At 40.8% G+C, this 22,113-nt stretch carries 21 protein-coding genes; 14 read left to right on the forward strand and 7 right to left on the reverse strand.

The genetic code is table 11. From position 1 onward, the window contains the following. Window positions 1-80: 80 nt before the first annotated feature. The 10 genes from HX021_RS02240 to HX021_RS02285 all read left to right on the forward strand — a co-directional run bounded on the left by HX021_RS02240 (window position 81) and on the right by HX021_RS02285 (window position 11,107). The gene (locus tag HX021_RS02240) at window positions 81-824 is read left to right on the forward strand and encodes a hypothetical protein (RefSeq protein WP_286588023.1); all 744 of its coding nucleotides are present in this window, start codon (window positions 81-83) and stop codon (window positions 822-824) included. Window positions 825-828: 4 nt separating this feature from the next. Next, entirely contained in the window at window positions 829-1,419 is a 591-nt protein-coding gene (locus tag HX021_RS02245; protein WP_286588024.1) for a hypothetical protein, read from the forward strand. Between the two features lie 195 nt (window positions 1,420-1,614). Then, on the forward strand, window positions 1,615-2,583 hold the full coding sequence (locus tag HX021_RS02250) for a formylglycine-generating enzyme family protein (RefSeq protein WP_286588027.1): 969 nt from the start codon (window positions 1,615-1,617) through the stop codon (window positions 2,581-2,583). Between the two features lie 67 nt (window positions 2,584-2,650). Next, window positions 2,651-3,964 (forward strand): Gfo/Idh/MocA family oxidoreductase, encoded by a 1,314-nt coding sequence (locus HX021_RS02255; protein ID WP_286588029.1) that lies wholly within the window; start codon window positions 2,651-2,653, stop codon window positions 3,962-3,964. A 13-nt stretch (window positions 3,965-3,977) separates the two neighbouring features. Then, the gene (locus HX021_RS02260; RefSeq protein ID WP_286588031.1) at window positions 3,978-5,000 is read left to right on the forward strand and encodes an FAD:protein FMN transferase; all 1,023 of its coding nucleotides are present in this window, start codon (window positions 3,978-3,980) and stop codon (window positions 4,998-5,000) included. Between the two features lie 16 nt (window positions 5,001-5,016). Continuing rightward, window positions 5,017-5,934 (forward strand): hydroxypyruvate isomerase family protein, encoded by a 918-nt coding sequence (locus HX021_RS02265; protein ID WP_286588032.1) that lies wholly within the window; start codon window positions 5,017-5,019, stop codon window positions 5,932-5,934. Between the two features lie 95 nt (window positions 5,935-6,029). Continuing rightward, complete coding sequence (locus tag HX021_RS02270; protein ID WP_286588517.1) at window positions 6,030-7,274, forward strand: MFS transporter; 1,245 nt, start codon at window positions 6,030-6,032, stop codon at window positions 7,272-7,274. A gap of 41 nt (window positions 7,275-7,315) precedes the next feature. Continuing rightward, entirely contained in the window at window positions 7,316-9,001 is a 1,686-nt protein-coding gene (locus HX021_RS02275; RefSeq protein ID WP_286588034.1) for a GMC oxidoreductase, read from the forward strand. Between the two features lie 23 nt (window positions 9,002-9,024). Beyond that, complete coding sequence (locus HX021_RS02280; RefSeq protein WP_286588035.1) at window positions 9,025-10,458, forward strand: Gfo/Idh/MocA family protein; 1,434 nt, start codon at window positions 9,025-9,027, stop codon at window positions 10,456-10,458. Between the two features lie 19 nt (window positions 10,459-10,477). Beyond that, window positions 10,478-11,107 carry a gluconate 2-dehydrogenase subunit 3 family protein gene (locus tag HX021_RS02285; protein ID WP_286588037.1) on the forward strand — a complete coding sequence of 210 codons (630 nt, stop codon included), beginning with the start codon at window positions 10,478-10,480 and terminating at the stop codon, window positions 11,105-11,107. Window positions 11,108-11,154: 47 nt separating this feature from the next. Here HX021_RS02285 and HX021_RS02290 read toward each other — a convergent pair whose 3' ends face one another. After that, window positions 11,155-11,880: an acyl-[acyl-carrier-protein] thioesterase gene (locus tag HX021_RS02290; protein ID WP_286588039.1), complete on the reverse strand. Its 726-nt coding sequence runs from the start codon at window positions 11,878-11,880 to the stop codon at window positions 11,155-11,157. Between the two features lie 321 nt (window positions 11,881-12,201). Here HX021_RS02290 and HX021_RS02295 point away from each other — a divergent pair, with 321 nt between their 5' ends. Next, a complete protein-coding gene (locus HX021_RS02295; RefSeq protein ID WP_286588041.1) occupies window positions 12,202-12,468 on the forward strand; it encodes a hypothetical protein in 267 nt (88 codons plus the stop codon). A 37-nt stretch (window positions 12,469-12,505) separates the two neighbouring features. Here the strand turns inward: HX021_RS02295 and HX021_RS02300 are convergent, their stop codons facing one another. From HX021_RS02300 to panB, 6 genes are all read right to left on the reverse strand, one after another. Beyond that, entirely contained in the window at window positions 12,506-13,807 is a 1,302-nt protein-coding gene (locus HX021_RS02300; RefSeq protein ID WP_286588042.1) for a TolC family protein, read from the reverse strand. 6 nt (window positions 13,808-13,813) lie between these two features. Continuing rightward, complete coding sequence (locus tag HX021_RS02305) at window positions 13,814-16,897, reverse strand: efflux RND transporter permease subunit (protein WP_286588044.1); 3,084 nt, start codon at window positions 16,895-16,897, stop codon at window positions 13,814-13,816. Between the two features lie 6 nt (window positions 16,898-16,903). Then, window positions 16,904-17,965 (reverse strand): efflux RND transporter periplasmic adaptor subunit, encoded by a 1,062-nt coding sequence (locus HX021_RS02310; protein WP_286588046.1) that lies wholly within the window; start codon window positions 17,963-17,965, stop codon window positions 16,904-16,906. Window positions 17,966-18,124: 159 nt separating this feature from the next. After that, the gene (locus tag HX021_RS02315) at window positions 18,125-18,277 is read right to left on the reverse strand and encodes a 30S ribosomal protein THX (RefSeq protein ID WP_286588048.1); all 153 of its coding nucleotides are present in this window, start codon (window positions 18,275-18,277) and stop codon (window positions 18,125-18,127) included. Window positions 18,278-18,368: 91 nt separating this feature from the next. Further along, window positions 18,369-18,971: a PH domain-containing protein gene (locus HX021_RS02320; protein ID WP_286588050.1), complete on the reverse strand. Its 603-nt coding sequence runs from the start codon at window positions 18,969-18,971 to the stop codon at window positions 18,369-18,371. 12 nt (window positions 18,972-18,983) lie between these two features. After that, window positions 18,984-19,799, reverse strand: a complete 816-nt coding sequence (gene panB / locus HX021_RS02325; protein ID WP_286588052.1) for a 3-methyl-2-oxobutanoate hydroxymethyltransferase — start codon at window positions 19,797-19,799, stop codon at window positions 18,984-18,986. An 83-nt stretch (window positions 19,800-19,882) separates the two neighbouring features. Here panB and HX021_RS02330 point away from each other — a divergent pair, with 83 nt between their 5' ends. Genes HX021_RS02330 through pyrF form a run of 3 tightly spaced genes read left to right on the forward strand, consistent with a single transcriptional unit; the run spans window position 19,883 to window position 22,095 of the window. Then, window positions 19,883-20,626 (forward strand): RluA family pseudouridine synthase, encoded by a 744-nt coding sequence (locus HX021_RS02330; RefSeq protein WP_286588054.1) that lies wholly within the window; start codon window positions 19,883-19,885, stop codon window positions 20,624-20,626. An 18-nt stretch (window positions 20,627-20,644) separates the two neighbouring features. Continuing rightward, a complete protein-coding gene (locus HX021_RS02335; protein ID WP_286588055.1) occupies window positions 20,645-21,235 on the forward strand; it encodes a TlpA family protein disulfide reductase in 591 nt (196 codons plus the stop codon). 23 nt (window positions 21,236-21,258) lie between these two features. After that, window positions 21,259-22,095 carry an orotidine-5'-phosphate decarboxylase gene (pyrF, locus tag HX021_RS02340; protein WP_286588057.1) on the forward strand — a complete coding sequence of 279 codons (837 nt, stop codon included), beginning with the start codon at window positions 21,259-21,261 and terminating at the stop codon, window positions 22,093-22,095. Window positions 22,096-22,113: the final 18 nt, after the last annotated feature.

Genomic DNA, 22,113 nt, shown 5'->3' on the forward strand with positions numbered 1-22,113 from the left:
CAATTGTTATTTTCTGTTAAATGTAAAAGCTTTGGTACAATTTTTATAAAGGATATGTGTTTTAAGATAAATACCGATTTATGAAGTATAATAAAATGGGATATGCGCTATGTGGTGGCTTATTGGCCGGTACTTTATATTCATGTAGTTCGATGTATATGCCCAATGTTCCTTCTGCCCCGATGTTTACAGAGGCTGGAGAGGTGTACGTTTCGGGAAACATCAACACAAAGGCCAATGTATCGGCCAATCTAGGGGTAGCTGTTACAGATCATGTTGCTGTCATTGCCAATGGCTCCTACGTGGACAATCGCTCAAATACCAAGGACTATGCCCAGAAGATGGGGGAAGCGGGCATCGGATACTTTACCAGATTTGGTCAGAAAGATAACCGTGTGTTTGAGGTATATGGCGGATACGGGATCGGTACTGTCAATATGGTTGATAAAAGATCCTCAACGACAGGACAAGCTATAGTAGAAACAAGGGATATGGACTTTGATAAAGTATTTGTGCAGGTCAATTTTTCATCAGAAAAGAAGGATGCGCTTAAATTGTTTGGCAATCGACGTGATATTGACTATGGAACCATTATCCGCTTGAGCAATATGCGGATGAAGGAGTTTGCAATTGACAAACTTCCGGCCGCAAAGGAAGATAATATGCTTGTTGAACCTGTGTTTTATACCAGAATGGGGATCGGGAAGGGCTGGAAATTGCAGTATACCAATGGGATGGTATTTGGTTTTAAGAGTAATGATTATTTAAAAGCGGGCTATCCATTGTTTACACTGGGGGTTTTGTATAAATTTGGAGGAAAATAACACGATGAGTAAGAAAATTATAGTTGGATGTATTGTGTTGCTTGGACTGTTTATCTCAGGCTGTGGGGTGAATAGACAAAAGGCGCAGATCGAGAATTTGGCAAAATGCAAATTTGACGTAGAATCCGTGGATAGTATCCAGCTTGCCGGAACACCATTGCAGCGTTTGATCAAAAACAATGAGGTCAATCTGGGGGCAGCTCCAAGTTTGGCACTGGCTTATTTACGGAAAGATATTCCCTTGGATGCGGTCATCCGCCTGAAAATAGATAATCCTACCTTAAAAAAAGCGTCCATCAACAAGTTTCAATATATTATTTTATATGGTAATCAACAGCTTGTTGAAGGGATCGTCAACCAATCATTACAGATTGAGCCTGGAGCATCCACTGTGGCCAATGTGCGTATTGCTACGAATATTTATGATCTTTTGATGAATTCGGACCTACAGGATTTTTTAATGTCCAGTGATCAGAATAAAAAGGGGATATTTACGTTAAAAATTAAACCTTCTATCAATATTGCTGGAAAGTCGGTGTTTTATCCCGGATATATCACAATAGATAAATCGGTCAGCCGCAAGATTCTTTTATAAAAGATCGATAACGAATAGATTGTAAGGTTTTCCATGAATGGAAAACCTTTTTTTATGCTTGCTGTATCTGAGTTTTGCGAGCTTTCTATCGGACCTCAATTGCGTCGTTTGAATTAAACTGTAATAAAAAAGTTATAAATCAAAGTGTAAAGTATACACCATATTTTATATTTTAGTCTTTAAATAAACCTAAATATGTTAAAAAGAATCTTTATTCCCGTTTTATTATTTGCAGGAGTACAAGCGATCGCTCAGGATAAAATGGCCCCATATGAACAATCCATCGAAGGGACCAATCTTTCATTTAAAATGGTTGCGATTCCGGGCGGAAGTTTCAAGATGGGAACAGTGTCCGGTGGAAAGGACGATGAAAAACCGGCCCATGATGTTAAGATTGACCCTTTTTGGATGGGGCAATACGAAGTAACCTGGGATTTGTTTGAACCTTTCTTGTACAAGGATTATGAAATTGCAAAAAGTAAAGAGGGAAAGGTTTCTCCAGAAATCGATGCTGTTACACGACCAACCAAACCATATCTGGACATGACATTTGGTTTTGGCAAAGAGGGGCATCCTGCACTGGCGATGACACATTACAATGCGATTCAATTTTGTAAATGGCTATACGTGCGTACAGGGATATTCTATCGTCTTCCTACAGAAGCAGAATGGGAGTATGCTGCAAGAGCCGGAGCAAATACGCCCTATTTCTTTGGTGATGATGTTGCTCAATTGGGCGAATATGCTTGGTTTAAGGATAACGCTGAAGAAAAAACACATGCAGTTGGCGGAAAGAAAGCCAACCCTTGGGGGCTTTACGACATGTATGGCAATGTTGCTGAATGGACATATGACCAATATAAAGCAGATAGCTACAAAGAAGGTGAAGGGAAAGAATTGATTAACCCAGTTGTGGTACCAACAGCACTGTATTCGCATGTTGTCCGCGGAGGAGCTTTTGATAGCGAAGCCGCAGATGCTCGTTCAGCTTCCCGGGGAGCTTCAGACCCCGTGTGGAAACAGCTGGATCCACAGGTGCCTAAAAGCAATTGGTGGTTTCCTGAGGCCCCTTTTGTTGGCATGCGCCTGGTCAGACCATTGAACCCGCCTAGCCATGAAGAAATTATGGCATATTATGATAAACAACCCGTCAAAGACTTTTAAAATGGTGCGATGAAGGTTATTATAACCTTGTATGGCTTTTAAATTAAATAATCAATATAAAACTGTTATGGAAAATTTAGAAAGAAGAGATTTTATCAAAACTTCTGCTGTCGTGGCCGGTGGTGCGATGTTGAGCTCGTTACCTCTATCTGGAGCTTACGCTGCTGGTTCAGACGTTATCAAGATTGCTTTAGTAGGTTGTGGTGGTCGTGGAACAGGTGCTACATTCGACGCATTAAATTCAGGAATGAATATTAAGGTTGTTGCCTTGGCAGATGCTTTTAAGGATAATCTGGATAGTACATATAATACACTGAAAGAAAAATGGAAAGATAAAATTGAAGTCAGCGACAATCATAAATTTGTAGGATTTGACGCTTACAAAGAAGCGATCAAACTAGCTGACGTTGTTATCTTGGCAACGCCCCCAGGATTTAGACCTACTCATTTTGAAGAGGCTGTCCGTCAGGGAAAACATGTTTTCATGGAAAAGCCTGTAGCGGTGGACATTCCTGGAGTTCAGCAGGTATTGCGTGCGGCAGAGGAGGCAAAACGTAAAAAATTAAATGTGGTTGTAGGGCTACAGCGCCGTTATCAGACCAACTATCGGGAAGCGATTAAACGTATTCATGAAGGAGCTATTGGTGAGGTAGCCTCAGGGCAGGTATATTGGAACTCGGGTGGCGTATGGGTCCGTCCACGTAAACCTGAACAGACTGAAATGGAATATCAGATGCGGAACTGGTATTATTTCAATTGGCTCTGTGGGGATCACATTGTTGAACAACACGTGCATAATATTGATATTGCCAATTGGGTGAAAGGTGCTTATCCAGTATCCATCCAGGGGACAGGGAGTAGAGCGCATCGTACTGGTAAAGAATACGGTGAGATTTATGACAATTTTGCATTGGAATTGACTTACGCCGATAACAGTGTTGTTTACAGTCAGTGCCGACATTTTGAGGGGATACAAAATCGTGTGGATGAGCAGTTTCAGGCCACCAAAGGTCGCGCTTATCTTTCGGCAAATGGACAAGCTGTATTGTATGACTGGAAAGGAAAAGAAATCTACCGTCATGATCCAAAAGGGAATCCAAATCCATATCAACAAGAACATAAAGAGCTTTTTGAAGCAATTTCTAAAGGTGAGTACAAGTTTGATAATGCCGAATATGGAGCATATAGTACATTAACAGGTATTATTGGTCGGATTGCTTGTTATACAGGTAAGGTCATTAAATGGGACGATGCCTTGAAATCGACCATTAAATTGGGACCAGATGTGTTGGCTTGGGATGCTAAACCAAAGTTGTTACCTAACCCTGAAGGCTTTTATCCTGTCGCGATGCCTGGTCAAAATACGAATTTATATATCTAATATTGACGGGAAGATGGGGGTGAACTGGAAGTTTTGTTGTGCTTTTGTCCTTACTGTTTGGAGTTTTGCCCTGCCAGCGCAGACTGTATCAAAGCAATTAAACAAGATTCGGCTGGAAGGACCGGCACAGGGTACCCAATTCCATATCAGCTACTTTGCTGCAGACAGTCTGGTGAAACGAGATGAAATTGACAGTATCTTGAACCTGATTGATTTATCGATGTCTATTTATCGCAATGATTCGAAGATATCGACATTCAATCAAGATAGTGTGATGCATATTGACATGGACGTCCATCTGGCCAAAGTCATTGCTGCTTCCTTTAGGTATCATAAATTATCTGATGGTCAATTTGATATTACCATTGCCCCACTGGTCAACTTGTGGGGCTTTGGTGTAAATAAAGGCCAGGGGATACCGGATTCCGCCTTAGTCATGAAAACCAAAGAATTGGTAGGAATGCAGTATTTGAAGGTTCGTGGGAATCGTTTATTTAAAAAGAAGGCCGGTGTTAAGATTGATGTCAACGGTATTGCACAAGGATATACCGTCGATGTACTGGCTGATTATCTCCAGAGAAAAGGAATTTCCAGGTATATGGTGGAGGTTGGAGGTGAAATTCGTACACTTGGCAGTCCTCCAGGGCAGCATGGATTTACAATTGGCATCGTTCAGCCTGGAGAGAATAAGGTGGACCAAGTGATGACAGCAGTGGTGCAGCTCCAACTGGGTGCAATCACGACAGCGGGTAGTTTTGAGAAGTTTATCAAGTATAAAAATAAGAAACTGGGACATCATCTTGATCCGATGACGGGTTTTCCATATCGTACAAATGTGCTGAGTGTCACTGTTTATGCCAAAACGGCAATGGATGCTGATGCATTGGACAATTTTCTGATGGGCCAGGAACCGGAACAAATCATTGCAAGGACGAAGGCATTGAAAAATGTCGAAGTTTTTGTAATTTACCAGAATAAGGATCAATCTGTCCAAACAATCTATTCGGATGGATTTAGTAAATTATTTAAAAATTAATCAATTATAAGTTAAAATGAAGCGATCGGATTTTATAAAAAGCAGTCTTTTGGCTGCTGGTGCTGGGTTGTCTGGACACACCTTTGCATCGACAAATACAAAAAATAGTATGGATAAGGGAAAGACTTTTAATCTAAATTATGCTCCGCATCAAGGGATGTTTAAGCATCATGCCGGAGAAAATTTTCTGGATGAGATTCGTTATATGCATGATTTGGGCTTCCGAGGTATCGAGGATAATGGTTATTTGGGCAGACCACTTGACGAACAGAAGAAAATTGGAGACTTATTGGGACAACTAGGCATGACCATGGGGGTATTTGTGGTAGATGGTGGTCAGAATTGGATGACTTCATTGGCCACGGGTAAACAAGAATTTGTGGACAAGTTTGTCGAGACATGCCAAAAATCTGTGGAAGCAGCCAAGCGCTGTAATGCCAAATGGTTGACCGTGGTTCCCGGATTTTACGAAAGAAAATTGCCTTGGGGTAATCAATTTAGTAATATCCTTGCCGCATTGCGTAAAGGCGCGGAGATCTTTGAACCACATGGTTTGGTCATGGTTTTGGAGACCTTAAGTGATACACCTGAATTATTTCTTCAGCAAACGCATGAGACTTATGCCATGTGTAAAGCGGTAAACAGTCCTTCCTGTAAAATCTTGTATGATATCTATCATATGCAAAGGACCGAAGGGGACCTGATTGCTAATATGAATCGTTGCTGGGATGAAATTGCATATATTCAAATTGGTGACAACCCCGGTCGTAAGGAGCCAACTACCGGAGAAATTAACTATAAAAATGTATTCAAACATATTTATAATAAGGGATATAAAGGAGTTATGGGGATGGAGCATGGGAATTCTAAAGCGGGTAAAGAGGGCGAAGATAGATTGGTAGCAGCTTATCGGGAAGTGGATAGCTTTTTGTAATATTTTAATAGTGTACTATTGACAATTAGATTTAATTTCTTAAATTGAGCTGGTAAAACCAATTAGTAGTATTGTAAAACACCATTTTTTTTATGATTTCATCAACAATAAAATTTAAACTATCTTTCATGATGTTCCTCGAGTTTTTTATTTGGGGGGGATGGTTTGTCACATTAGGCACCTTTTTAAGCAAAAATCTGCAGGCAACGGATTTTGAGATGGCCAATGTATTTTCGACTCAATCCTTAGGTGCTATTATTGCACCCTTTATCGTAGGAATGATTGCGGATCGTTATTTTAATGCAGAACGAATTTTGGGTGTTTTGCACTTAGTTGGTGCGGTATTGATGTATCAGATGTATGCTGCTACAGAGATGTCCACTTTTTATCCTTATGTATTGGCTTATATGGTTTTATATATGCCAACTCTAGCATTGGCGAGCTCGGTTTCTTTTAGACAGCTGACCAATCCAGAAAAACAGTTTTCAGGTATACGTATTTGGGGTACAATTGGTTGGATCGTTGCAGGTCTAGCAATCAGTTATATCTTTAAATGGGATGCTGCAGCATCAGAAGGGGCATTGAAATACACCTTTTTGATGTCAGGTGTTGCTTCATTGGTGCTAGGTGTGTTTTCATTTGCATTGCCTAAGACCCCTCCCGTGAAGCTGGATGAGAATGAAAAACCATCTTTTGCCTCAATCATTGGTCTGGATGCGATCAAACTATTGAAAGACAAGAACTTTTTGATCTTTTTCGTTTCTTCGGTATTGATCTGTATTCCTTTAGCATTCTATTACTCCAATGCAAACTTGTTCCTGACAGAAATTGGACTGGAAAACCCAACGGGTAAGATGACCATTGGGCAGGCTTCTGAAGTCCTGTTCTTATTGGCCTTGCCAATTTTTTTTACAAAATTTGGTTTTAAGAAAACGATTTTGGTGGGTATGTTAGCCTGGGTGATCCGTTATTTATTATTTGCTTATGGAAATGCTGGTGAACTTTCGTTTATGCTGTTGATCGGTATTGCTTTACATGGTATCTGTTATGACTTTTTCTTTGTGTCAGGTCAGATCTATACCGATAGTAAAGCCGGGGTGAAGTATAAATCTGCCGCTCAGGGGCTGATCACATTGGCGACATATGGTGTCGGTCAGTTGATTGGATTTTGGGTTGCGAGTTACGTAGGTGACAAATACAAAGAAATGAAAGCAACTGATTTGGCGGGATTCTGGAATCATACCTGGGTCGTTCCGGCAATTATTGCAGCAGTAGTGTTTTTCATCTTTTTGGCGCTTTTTAAAGACGAAAAGATCGATAATACGACTGCAACTAACTAAACAGAAAAAATAACTATTTAAAAACAATAATTAGAAGAGAGATGGCAACAAATACTTATGACGCAATTGTAATCGGTTCGGGAATAAGTGGCGGATGGGCTGCGAAAGAATTGACGGAGAAGGGGCTGAAAACAATTATGCTGGAGCGTGGTCGTAACATTGAACACATCAAAGATTACACTGCGCCAAACAAAAATCCATGGGAATGGCCACATGCTGGCGGCCGTACGCAACAAATGATCGAAGACTATCCTGTATTGCGTAGGGATTATCCTTTGAATGAAAAAAACCTGGATTTTTGGGTAAATGAAAAAGAGAGCCCATATACTGAGGTTAAACGTTTTGACTGGTACCGTGGATACCACGTAGGGGGGCGTTCCCTGATGTGGGGAAGACAATCTTACCGTTTGGGAGATCTTGACTTTGAAGCGAACTTAAAGGATGGCCACGGTGTAGATTGGCCTATTCGATATAAAGATATTGCACCTTGGTATAGCTATGCTGAAAAATTTGCGGGTATTTCAGGAAATAGAGATGGGGTTCCATCCTTACCTGATGGCGATTATATGCCGGCAATGGCCATGAATATTGTTGAAAAAGATCTGGCAGAACGATTGAAGAAGCAATATGGCGGTAAACGTCATTTTATTATGGGTAGAACGGCAAATATCACTGTTCCTCATCATGATCGTGTCAATTGCCAATATCAAAATCAATGTTGGTTAGGCTGTAACTTTGGGGCTTATTTCAGTACACAATCTGCGACGTTACCTGCTGCGAAAAAAACAGGTAATTTGACCTTACGCCCTTTTTCTATCGTAACAAAAATCATTTATGATAAAAATACGAAAAAGGCGAAGGGGGTAGAGATTATTGATGCGGAAACAAATCAAACGTATGAGTTTTTTGCAAAAGTAATTTTTGTATGTGCTTCGGCCCTTAACTCGACTTGGGTACTGATGAACTCAGCAACTGATGTTTGGGAAGGTGGTCTTGGTAGCAGCAGCGGTGAATTGGGACATAACTTGATGGATCACCATTTCCGCTGTGGTGCCGGAGGTAAGATAGATGGTTATCTGGATAGCTATGTATTCGGCCGCCGCCCAACGGGCTTATATGTACCACGCTTTGTGAATGTTGATGGTGATACCAAAAAACGCGACTATGTCCGTGGTTTCGGTTATCAAGGTGCAGCAGGAAGAGGTCGTTGGTCAGGAGCCGTAGCCGAGATGGAAGTTGGAGGAGCATGGAAAGATGCCATCTGTGAAGCAGGTGACTGGAGTGTTGGTTTTACTGCTTTTGGAGAGACTCTGCCTTATCATGAAAATAAAATCACCCTTGATAAAAACAAAAAAGATAAATGGGGTTTACCTGTATTATCTTTTGATGCAGAGATCAAGGATAATGAGCTGAAGATGCGTGGCGACATGCAGAATGAAATGAAGGAAATGTTAGATAGCATTGGCGTAAAAGACACTTATACTTACGATAACGTCTATGGACTTGGCCAAGGTATTCATGAGATGGGAACTGCCCGCATGGGACGCGATCCAAAAACATCTGTATTGAATGGAAATAACCAGGTATGGGATGCAATGAATGTTTTCGTGACAGATGGAGCATGTATGACTTCTGCAGGTTGTGTGAATCCTTCATTGACTTATATGGCACTTACTGCACGTGCGGTCGATTTTGCGGTTAGTGAATTGAAAAAAGGTAACATCTAATAGCTAAAGAAAGATTGATAACAATGGAAAATAATTCAAACAAGTCGAGTAGAAGAGATTTTTTGAAGACTGCGGCAACAGCTGCTGCAGCTTTTATGATCGTTCCTCGCCATGTATTAGGCGGAAACGGATTTACCGCTCCAAGTGATAAACTTCAGATTGCAGGTATTGGTGTGGGTGGTAAGGGATTCAGCGACATTAATGCATTTCATGCTTCAGGAAAAGCAGATTTGGCGTTCTTATGTGATGTTGATGACCGTCGTGCTGCCGAAGCCGTGAAACGTTATCCAAAAGCGAAATATTATAAGGATTATCGGGAAATGTTGGATAAGGAACATAAAAACATCGAAGCCGTTTCTGTGTCGACACCTGATCATCAGCATGCCATACAGGCCCTTGCGGCAATGCAATTAGGCAAACATGTGTATGTTCAAAAACCATTAACACATGATGTGTGGGAAGCCAGGGCATTGACACATGCAGCCAAAAAATATAAGGTAGTAACTCAAATGGGTAACCAGGGGGCATCCAATGATGGACCGCGCTTTGTCCGTGAATGGTATGAAGCGGGCCTGATCGGTGATGTACATACCGTATATTGCTGGACGGACCGTCCGGTATGGCCTTCAGGTATTGCTTGGCCAACCGGGAAAGCCGAGATTCCAAAAGAGTTGGATTGGGACTTATGGTTAGGAACAGCACCTTACAAAGAATATGTCGACAAATTAGTGCCTTTTAACTGGCGCGGCTGGTGGGATTATGGAACCGGGGCATTGGGCGATATGGGCTGTCACTTGTTGGAAGTGCCTTTCAGTACATTGGGGTTAACGTATGTACAAGATGTACAAGCTACAGTAGGTTCAGTTTATGTGGATGAATTCAAGCGTGGCTATTTCCCTGAAAGTTGTCCACCGTCCAGTCATGCGACGTTGACATTCCCAAAAACTCCACGCACAAATGGCCCTGTGACTTTACACTGGATGGATGGTGGTATTCAACCAGCTCGTCCGGATGAACTAGAACCGAATGAAATCTTTGGTGACGGTGGAAATGGTATTTTGTTGGTGGGCACGAAAGGAAAGATCCTGGCCGATACCTATGGACAAAACGCGCGTTTGTTGCCTACATCAAGAAAAGATCAGGTTGCTCAGAAATATGCCCGTGTACCAGGACAAGAAGGTGGACACTATGCACAATGGGTGGAAGCTTGTCAGGCAGGTTATGGCAAGAAAGAAGTCAGCTCGCCGTTTGAAATTGCAGGACCATTGACTGAAGCGCTATTAATGGCGAATCTGGCGATCAGAGGAGCTGACCTGCGGCTCGATGGAAAATATCCTGGACGTAACTTAAAGTTACTTTGGGATAATGACAAGATGCGGGTGACAAATTTTGATCATGTGAATCAATTTGTCAAACGTAATTACAGACAAGGTTGGGAAATGAAATATAATTTCTAAAATTAAGATATTTAGTAGTATGAATAGAAGAGAAGCATTACAACGAGTTGCCTTGATTTTAGGAGGTACTGTTATAGGCGCCAATTTATTTTTGGAAGGCTGTACGCGTTCAGCCACGAAGGATGTACAAGCATTATTTGATGCTAAAACAACAGATTTATTGGGTGACCTGGCTGAAGCCATTTTGCCAGCAACAGCAACTCCAGGTGCAAAAGAAGCTGGCGTGGGAAGTTTTATTCCGGTGATGGTGCGTGATTGTTATACTGAAAAACAACAAAAAGCATTTTTGACCGGCTTTGCTACATTGGATGATAAGGCCAAAGAAGTGAAAGGTAAGCCTTTCCTTGAACTTTCTGCCGAAGACCGGACTGCGGTAGCTGCAGCGTTGGACAAAGAAGCTAATGAGTTTAATAAGAAGCAAGCTGAAGATCAAAAAGAGATCATTGAGAAAAATAGAGAGAAGCAGAATCAATTGTACAACTACGTGGAGAACGATCCTCCGCATTGGTTTACCATGTTCAAGCAATTGACTTTGACAGGTTTCTTTAATTCAGAATTAGGCTGTACAAAAGCATTGCGTTTTGTTAAGATTCCAGGAAAATATGATGGGAATCTTCCTTATAAAAAAGGAGATAAAGCATTTGCTTAAATATAAAAAAGGAGGCCTGAGCCTCCTTTTTTATTTAAAGTCTGGTTTTATTTTGTCTCCACTTCCAGCGCAAAATGGATGCGCTGCTGTTTGGAAACTGTCATGAAATAACCTTTTTCTGTAGAATCACCGTTGATTTCTACAGTATCATTATGACGTAGTTCTCTTAAATAATTCATTTCCAATGATTTTATCTGATTGGTCAGGACAAGTTCAATAGGAAGCCTGTCCATACACCAATCCAGGTATTTCACATTATTGGCGTGATTAACAATGTCCAGATCTGAAAGCTTGACGATGTAATTATCAATATTCCTAACGGGCTGTAAAATATCCAATTTTGAAAAGGGTTTTTGGGTGGCAGGTTGGTCAGGGTAAGTCTGAAAATCTTCAGCAGCAATAGCTAAGGTTTCGGAACTCCGCTTCACGGTATTTATGACAGCCCAATAGCTGGTGGCTGTCACGTAAAGCTGTCCATTGACAGTAATTTCAAAATTACGTGTGGATCGGGCACCTTCCAGCTCCTGTACCCAGGTTTTGACACGGACAATATCCATCCATTTGGGCAATCTCGTAATCTCGATCCGGATACGGCTTAAGACCCATGTTTGGTTATGCTTAGCCATTTCTTTAAAACCAAAACCTGCAATGGTCGCATGTTCTCCAGCAGTAAGTTGCAAAATATTGGACAGATCTGAAAAACGGATGCGGCCATTGGAGTAACATTGTGTGAAATAAATTTCCCACTCTTTTTCAAAAATTGATTTTTCCATTTCCATTTTGTTTATTGTAAAATTAGGTAATATGACTGATTTTGTGTTTAAAATCAAAATGAAATGACATAATATTCAGATATCTTTGATAGTATAAATTGTATGAAAGCCCTGGTAGGGGGGAAGAAAAAACTCCTGATAGCGTAATCGTTTTTTTATTGTAAAATAAATGATAGTTTTCAATGATTTAATTGATTATTATTACGGGAATAGGTAGCTTTAAATAAGCCAATGGCATAAAATAATAAAATAAGATTGGTATTGAAGCGTTATAAATGGTGAAACGCTAAACATTAAATTTACACATTAAATGCTAATATTATGGTTGGAGAATTAATAGCTAAAGAGGAAATTCCTCAATTTAAATTTATCCCTGCGAGTGAAGATAAGACGGCGATTTTTATGGATAAATTGAAAGGGGCCCTTAGGTTGGGTAATGAGTTTAAATCCAAAACTGAGATAGCCTTTCAGACAGATTCCGGACCAAAGCGTATTGAAACCACAGTATGGTCGTTGACTGACAGATATATTCAGATTAAGAGCGGGGTACTGATACCCTTGAAATCTATTATTGCAATTGACTACTAAAAAAAAGCTCCTGAGATATTATCTCAGGAGCTTTTTTTTAGTAGGTTTCGCCTGTTAATTCTTTCAGGCGTATTTCTGAAACCTTGGCATCGTATTGGGCAGTATAACTACGTGTCATTGCATTGATGTAATTAAGCTGAGCTGTTCTAACTTCCAAGGTGGTAATGGTTCCGATACGGAATTTATCCAGTGTGATGTTAAGATTTTCTTTGGCAAGCTCCTCATTTTTCTTCTCTACCCTGGCCAATTCGATATTAGTAATATAGGTTTGAAATAATGTTCTGACCTGGGCCTGGATACTCTGTTTTTGCTGCTGTATCTGTAGTTCGGTACTTTTTACCTGAAACTTGGCTATCCGTTCATTCCTATTCTGTAGGAAGCCATTGAAGATGTTCACAGATGCCGTAATACCGTAATTAAGCCCCTTGTTCTTGTTTTCAGTCGAGAACCCGAGAGAGGAATGGGATTCGTTCCAATTATAGCCAGTGTTTAGGCCGATTTTTGGATAACGCTCAGCTTTCACCGATTTTAAGTTTAATTCGGCAACACGTTTGTTGATGAGTGCAAGTTGTACCTGGGGATTTTGTTGGTCCGCAATTTGGATAAGGTCTCCTAATTTCAGGTCACTGTCCAGCTCCATCTCATTTTCAATTTGAAAATCAAGGCTTAGATCACGCGTCATCAGTTGGTTGAGGTAGGTTTTCGTATTTTTGAAACTTTCCTGTTGACGCAGTAGATTGGTTTTGTCAGTATTGAGGTCAACCTTCGCATTCAGAAGGTCCAATTTGGAGCCTTTTCCGATATCCAGTCGATTTTTTGCTAGGGTAACACGATATTTAGATAATGTAATTGTGGTGTCCAAGGCATCGATAAGCCGTTTTTGCTGAACCAGGCTGTAATAAGTGGCCAACACCTCGCTCAGCTGGCTAATGACCTCAAATTTGATCTCGGCTTCACCCTGGCGCTGTATTTCTTTGAATCTGTCACGACGTGCAAACATGCCGAAACCATCGAAAATAGTCCAGTTCAAATTAACACCGTAGGACATGTTGTCGTTCTTGGCATTTGAAACCTGTTGGATTTGACCATCGGCACGCACTTGTCGGGAATTTTGAACGGAGTTGCTCCGGTTGAAGGTACCAGTCACTGCAGGTAGCATTCCTGCACTCCCTAAACTTGTATTCTCCATGTCGATATTGTTGTCATTTTTAGCCAACAGAATATTGAAGTTATTGCTGAGCGTTGTTGTAAGCGCCTCTTCCAGCGTCAATACTTCCTGTGCACGGCCTTGAAACATGATCGAGCAAAGCAGTAGCAATATGATGATATTTCTCTTCATGTCTGATTATTCGTAACTTTTAATGTTATCAAATTCGGGTCTGTGTTTTTTTGGTCTTGACCACATGTAATAAATTGCCGGAATAACAAATAAGGTCAAAATAAGGGAGAAGACAGTACCTCCCACAATGACTACCCCCATACCGATCCGGCTCGTGGAAGCTGCACCTAAAGACATTGCAATAGGTAATGCACCTAAGGCAATAGCCAGACTGGTCATTAAAATTGGTCGGAGTCGTGATTCTGCGGAATGCATGATAGCCTCAAATTTCTCCATACCTTCTTCACGCATCTGATTGGCAAATTCAACGATCAGAATACCATTTTTGGTCACAAGACCTATCAGCATGATCGTACCGATCTGGCTGAAAATATTCCAGGTCTGATCAAATAACCATAGGCTGATCAATGCTCCAGCAACAGCCATTGGTACAGTAAGAATAATAATAAAAGGATCCAGGAAACTTTCAAATTGAGCAGCCAAAATAAGATAGATCAGCAACAGTGCAAGTCCAAAAGCGAATAAGGTATTTGAACTACTCTCTACATAATCGCGGGATTCACCGCTCAGATCAGTAGTGAAACTTTGGTCCAGCACTTTCTCTTTTATCCGGTCCATCGCTGCAATACCATCATTCATGCTCATTCCCTGGGCCAAGCCAGCTGAAACTGTTGCAGACATATAACGGTTGTTATGATAGAGCTGTGGCGGGCTACTTTCTTCACGGACATTGACAAGGTTGTCGAGTTGAATAAGCTGCCCCATATTATTGCGGACATAAATTGAAGTGAGATCCGTTGGCGTCGCTCTTCTGTCATTTTCTACCTGACCGATAACTTGATACTGCTTTCCGTCACGCATGAAATAGGCAAAACGTTGCCCGCTTAATAACAATTGTAACGACTGGGATACATCAAGTACGGAGACCCCCAGACTAAGTGCTTTGAGACGATCTATTTCGACATGAAGTTCAGGTTTATTGAATTTCAGGTTGATGTCTGTGGTAGAAAATGTTGGATCGTTGTTTACTTCATTCATGAACTCTGGAATCTTTTCCTGGAGCTTTTCAAAGTTTTGAGCCTGTATGATATATTGAATAGGAAGCCCCCCTCTACGATTCATGGAGATCGTAGGTGTCTGCGAAACATTCACACGGACACCATCGTATTTCTTTGTCCACTTAGTCAGTTCTTTGGCAACGTCATCCTGCGACTTCTGACGATCTTCAGGATCCACTAAGGTCATTCGGATACGGCCTGAATTGACAGAACTCGATCCAAAACCTGGGGATGTGATATTCAGGCTTATTTTATTTTCTGGAATAGAATCGTAGACAAGCTTGTCCAAGTCCTGCATATAGCGATCCATATATTCGTAGGTAGCACCTTCCGGTCCGGTGATACTGACAGAGATATTACTTCTGTCATCATATGGGGCCGTTTCCTTTTTGATTGAAGCAAAGAGCACACCAATAATACCAAAACAAACAAGTAGGATGGGGAAGCTGATCCATTTGAATTTCATGAATTTATCTAATGCACTGGCATAGCCTTTATTCATGTTCACAAACATAGGTTCAGTCCATTCATAGAACTTTGTCTTCTTATGCCCACCGCCTTTGATCAGGTAAGCGTTCAGCATGGGCGTAAGGGTCAGTGAAACGAATGCGGAAACCAGTACGGCGGATGCGATGACGACCCCGAATTCTCTGAATAGCCGGCCTACAAATCCCTGAAGAAATATGACGGGTAGAAATACTGCCGCCAAGGTAATGGATATGGAAATGACAGCAAAAAATATTTCTTTTGATCCCTTTAAGGCAGCTTCAATAGGGGACATACCTTCTTCCACTTTCTTGAATATATTTTCCGTCACAACGATACCATCATCAACAACAAGACCTGTAGCTAATACAATGGCAAGTAAGGTGAGGACATTGATCGAGAAACCAAACATGTACATGATAAAGAAGGTAGCGATCAATGAAACGGGAATATCAAGTAATGGACGCAAGGCAATTCCCCAATCACGGAAGAAAAAGTAGATGATCAGCGTGACCAATACAATAGAAATGATCAGGGTTTCAGCTACTTCGACAACGGATTTTTTGATGAACTTTGTATTATCAGATGCAATATTGATGGTAATATCCTGTGGGAGATCTTCCTTTATCTGATCCAGCATATTATAGAAATTGTTAGCAATATCTAAATAATTTGTGCCCGGTTGAGGGATAATTGCCACACCGACCAATTGTTTGCCATTGCTGACCATTTTCGTTTCGAGGTTTTCGGCATCAATCTCTGCGTGTCCGATATCAATAAATTTTACGATGCGGGAGCTATCTGTTTTTAGAATGATATTATTGAACTCTTCGGGACTGGATAGGTTTCCTACTGTTTTTACGGTCAATTCAGTTGTATTTCCGACGATTTTTCCAGACGGGAGTTCGACATTCTGATTATTCAGTGCAGTACGAATATCCGAAGCCGTAATACCATAGGCCGCCATGCGATCTGGATTGAGCCATAAACGCATGGCATAACGTTTTTGACCATATATTTGGGTGCTACTGACACCTGGAATGGTTTGTAGTCTTTCTGAAATAACATTCTCCGCATAATCACTTAATGATAACTTGTCTCTAGTTTCACTTTGAAGTGTCAATATGATGATGGGGTCGGAATCTGCATCTGCTTTGGAAACTACAGGTGGGGCATCAATATCTTGTGGTAAACTGCGGACTGCCTGTGATACTTTATCACGAACATCATTGGCGGCTTCCTCCAGATCTTTCTGTAGATCAAATTCTATGGTAATGTTGCTGGATCCCTGATTACTGGACGAAGATATATTTCGAATTCCATCAATAGAATTGATCGCCTTTTCAAGCGGTTCAGTGATTTGTGATTCAATGATATCAGGGTTTGCTCCGGCATAGTTTGTGCGGACGGAGACAATAGCAGGATCAATGGAAGGATATTCTCGAACACCTAAAAAACTGAAACCAATATAGCCAAACAGAATGATTGTGATATTGACTACAATTGTTAATACTGGACGTTTAATAAAAACTGCTGATAGATTCATGGACAATTAGTTAGCGAGTGATACTTTAACTTTTGCTCCATCTTTTAGCGCCAATACCCCGGTGGTCAATACTGTATCACCGGCGCTTATGCCGGATAAAATGACTATTTCCTTGTCGGTACGGGCTCCAGTTTCAACTTTGGTTTCTTTTGCTAATCCATTCTGTAGAACAAAGACTTTCTTTCCATCCTGAATGGGGACAATAGCTTCTGTTGGTATGGAAATGGCATCATTTTCAACTTCTATCGGAACAACGACATTAACAAAAGAACCCACACGAAGTTTTCCCTGGTCATTCATCGCACGGGCCCGGACCGTCAAGGTTCGTGTATTTAGGGACACTTCGGGCTCAATGGCGTAAATATTGGCCTTGATGACTGTAGGGTCATTGGCAACACTAAATTCTATAGCGGAATTTAGTTTGATGATATTGCTGTATTTTTCCGGAATAGCAAAAGTGATTTTGACAACATTGTCCTTAACTAAGTTGGCAATTAGGGTGTTGGATGAAACCATTGCCCCCACAGAGATGTTTCGCAGTCCGATGGTGCCGCTAAAAGGTGCACGGATCGTCGTTTTGGAAATCTGCGCCTGAATCAGCTGTATCTGTGCTGCAGAAGTTTTTAGTGCTGCACTGGCGACATCAAACTCTTCTTGACTAATAGCCCCTTTCTGAAGCAGAAGACTTGCACGGCGTTCATTTTCGGCATTGAGCTGATTGGTGGTTTGCACCTGCTTGAGCTGTGCCTGCAGCTCAATATCATCTATTTTGATCAATGGCTGTCCTTGTTGGATGCGCTGCCCTTCTGAAAAGTAGATTTTCGTGATCCGGCCATTGACTTCGCTCCGTATCTCAACCTTTTCCTCTGCATCGATACTTCCCGACAAGTTGATCGATCGATCTGCTACTGAAGACTTCGCAATTATAGCTTGTGCAGGAATGGGCATATCCTTTCTTACGGCAGGTTTATCAGATTCTTTTTTGTCTTTTTTAGAAGTTATAAGAAAATACCCTCCTCCAATGACGGCACAGGTTAAAAGGATGTAGATGGTCGTTTTTTTGTTCATGCAATGTAATCCTTATGTAGTAGTTTGATTTGACGGCTAAAGATAGGTTTATTCTATTGATGAAACCGGTTGTCAAAAGGATTTTACAATTGAGGAGAAAAGTAGTGGGGAAGGCAGAAAAATAAAAAAGCCAGAAACTTGTTCTAGCTTTATGTGCATTTATTTCTTTGCTTTCGTTTTTGGTTCGACTTCTTTTGGAGCTTCATTATTTACCTTTGGCTTAATAGAAGCTTTTGATAAATGCGGTCTTCTTTTTCCAAAAGAACCATTTGATATTTTTCCTCTTCTGGTTTTGATATCACCTTTTCCCATAGTGTAAAATATTTTGGTTTTGTAAATTTTTATTGATTTATCTAAATATACTACTTTCTTTCGGTATTCCCAATTTATTGAAGGTCATATACTAAATGATAGGGAAAATTCTTTTTTGGACATCTATTTTAAAATTGTGTGCGAATGTGTCAAAAAACAGGTTATTAACTGGTTTATTTTCTGCAACGAGATAGGGGATTTCCAAAATATGATCTTTGAGCTTGATCCGATAGTAGCCATAAAGTAATCCTTTGGTCGTCTGTATGGATTCGATCCTTTGCACGGCTTGTACATCTTGAAAGATATTGAAGGCATAGTTTTCAGCTTTGAGCTGTTCAACAAAAACATCATTTGTCTTGGGGTTGAACCAGATCTGTTGGTTTTTGATTTTAGTAAAGTGATTGTTGAAGAGAAAAAGATAACCTAATAGAAAAAAGGCAATTGGCAGAAGAAACAAGACGATTTTTATCTTTGCGAACAGCAGTATCATAATCAGGATTAGGACAATGCCCATAACCGCATTGGAGACTGTTTTTTTTAGGTTTGCTTGAACCGCGGTCGAAGAGGCTTCTATCAACTGAAAGCCCGATTTTAAATTTTTAGATAGTTCATCTGATGATCCGAAAAAACTGAATTTTTTGCGGATCATCAGATAAGCGACAAGAATAATAAGCCCAATGATCAAAAATTTCATGTTGCTTTACAGTTAGTATTGTTCGTCGTTATTGGGGTATTGGACAGCTTTAACTTCAGTAACATAATTGGCTACAGCAGTTGTGATTTGCTCATGTAGATTGGCGAAATGCCGCATGAATTTTGGCTTGAAATCAGCATTCATCCCGAGCATGTCGTTGATGACAAGTACCTGTCCATCACAATCCGCTCCGGCACCGATTCCGATTGTTGGAATGGTAAGTTTTTCGGTAACCTCTTTGGCAAGTTTGGCCGGTATCTTTTCCAATACGACAGCAAAACAACCTGCCTGTTGTAATGCCAATGCATCTTCGATTAATTTTGCAGCTTCCTGGTCTTCCTTGGCCCGTACACCAAAATTTCCAAATTTATTGATGGATTGAGGTGTTAATCCCAAATGACCACAGACAGGAATTCCACCGGCGATGATCTTTTTGATATTGTCGATGATTTCAAGTCCACCTTCCAATTTTAGCGCATGAGCACCAGATTCTTTCATCATGCGAACCGCGGCATTGTAGGCTTCGTTGGGAGAACCTTGATAGGAACCGAAGGGAAGGTCTGCAAGGACCATGGCACGTTCGGTACCCCTGGCCACAGCAGCGGCATGGTAAATCATGTTATCCAGGGTGATTGGCAGAGTTGTTTCATAACCGGCAAATACATTGGCAGCCGAATCTCCAATCAAAATAACATCAACACCAGCTTGGTCTACGATTTTAGCCATGGAGTAATCGTAACTGGTAAGCATAGAAATCTTCTCTTTACGTTCTTTCATCGCTTGCAGCATCCCTGTGCTGACCCGTTTTATTTCTTTGTTTACTGACATCGTAACTTATATTGTGTGTTCAAAAGTAAGCTTTTTATCATACATTGGCCAATATTATGGCTTGTGTTTTGTATTTTTGTAAAATGATACAAAACGAAACCCGTCTATTTAAATTTCCCAAATTTTCAGCATTAATAATCCATGAGGATGAAAATTTGATTGTTATAAATAAGCCGCCTTTTGTTGCTTCTTTGGATGAAAGAGAGGGGGGAGAGATCAATATTCTTCGTCTGGCAAAGAAATACCATGCAGATGCACAGGTCTGTCACCGCCTGGACAAAGAGACTTCCGGTATTTTGCTGATCGCAAAAAATCCAGAAACTTATCGTTCGATTTCCATTGCTTTTGAGAAAAGAAAAGTCAATAAAATCTATCATGCAATTATTGGTGGGACACATACTTTTCAAGATCTTGTAGTTGATCTGCCCATCTTGAATCAAGGGAATAAAAATGTTTCTATTGACCGGGCGAATGGTAAACCTGCCGAAACCATATTCAACTCGCTGAAATATTATAAAAATTACACCTTGGTTGAATGTAAACCAATTACTGGGCGTATGCATCAGATCCGCATCCATCTGGCCACACAGCATGCTGCAATTGTTGGGGATAGTATGTATCGTGGTAAGCCCGTGTACCTATCGCAAATAAAGAAAAGGGGCTATACATTGTCAAAGGATGAGGAAGAACAACCCATCATGAAACGCTTTGCTTTACATGCAAAACATGTAGAATTTGAGTTGAACGGCGAACGTATGGTGTTTGATGCACCATACCCCAAAGATTTTGCTACTTTGTTGAAACTGTTGGATAAATTCGATTCTTAATCCATTGATTTTTCATATATGAATCCCAAGGTAAAAAAAGGAATAGGAAATATTGTATTTGTTGTCGTCATAGCCTTATTATTATGGCCTACAAGTAGAACTTATTTTCAGCAGATGCTCATGAAAGTTGGATTGTTCAAGCCAAAACTGGAAACTCCACAGCCTGTGCCTGATCAAGGCGCTGTGCCTGCAGCACAATCTGCAGCTGTTTCATTTGTGAATCATCTCGGCGAGACAATCAACGTATCTGATTTGAAAGGTAAAGTCGTATTTGTCAATTTTTGGGCCACCTGGTGTCCACCCTGTAGAGCAGAGATGCCTTCCATCAATGTCCTTTACGATAAATTTAAGGACAATGCCAATATTGTTTTCCTGATTGTGGAAATTGAAGGAGAGAAGGAGAAGGCAGCAGCCTTTGTCAAAGGGGAGAAACTGACTCTGCCAATCAGCTTTCCGAACAGTGATATTCCCAAAGAATGGCTTTCAGGATCTATTCCTACGACAGTGATATTGGATAAGGAAGGAAATCTGGCCACCAGACACGAGGGAATGGCAGACTATGCCACAACAGAGGTGTCAACATTTATTCAGAGCTTAATCAATAAATAATTCTTACGATCTATTATAGCAGCATGACTAGAGCAGAACTTATCCATCAAATCAAAGCGAAGCGCTCATTTTTATGTGTCGGATTGGACACCGACCTGACCAAGATTCCGGAGCATCTTTTGGATGATGAGGATCCTATTTATAGTTTTAATAAGGCCATTATTGAGGCGACAGCTGATTTATGTGTTGCCTACAAGCCGAACATTGCTTTTTATGAATGCTATGGTATTAAGGGGTGGAAATCGCTACAGAAAACATGGGCAGCTTTGCCAAAGGATTGTTTCAGTATTGCGGATGCCAAAAGAGGAGATATCGGTAATACTTCAGGACGCTATGCCATGGCATTTTTTGATGAGGCAACCTCTGGCCTTGGTTTTGACAGTATCACTATTGCACCGTATATGGGAAAAGATTCGGTGACACCTTTTTTGGAATTTAAGGACAAATGGGCGATCGTGCTGGCCTTAACATCCAATGAGGGAAGCTTGGATTTTCAAAATTTCGAGAACCGTGCTGGTCTTCAGTTATTTGAACAGGTCATTGATAAAGTGAACACTTGGAGTACCATCGATAATCTGATGTATGTGGTTGGTGCTACGAGAGGTGAGGGGTTCATTAAAATCAGGGCACATGCCCCGGATCATTTCTTATTGGTGCCCGGTGTTGGTGCTCAAGGCGGATCACTTGAAGATGTCTGCAAATATGGAATGAATAAAGACTGTGGTTTGCTTGTAAATAGCACCAGAGGTATTATATATGCTTCGAAAGGACGTGATTTTGCTGATAGAGCACGTGAAGAAGCTTTAATACTGCAAAAAGAGATGGAAATAGAGCTGCTAAAAGCAGGTATTATTTCCTGATTTGACATTTAATAATTC

It is taken from the genome of Sphingobacterium sp. N143 (genome assembly GCF_030325625.1).
In the GTDB taxonomy this organism is placed as follows: Bacteria; Bacteroidota; Bacteroidia; order Sphingobacteriales; family Sphingobacteriaceae; genus Sphingobacterium.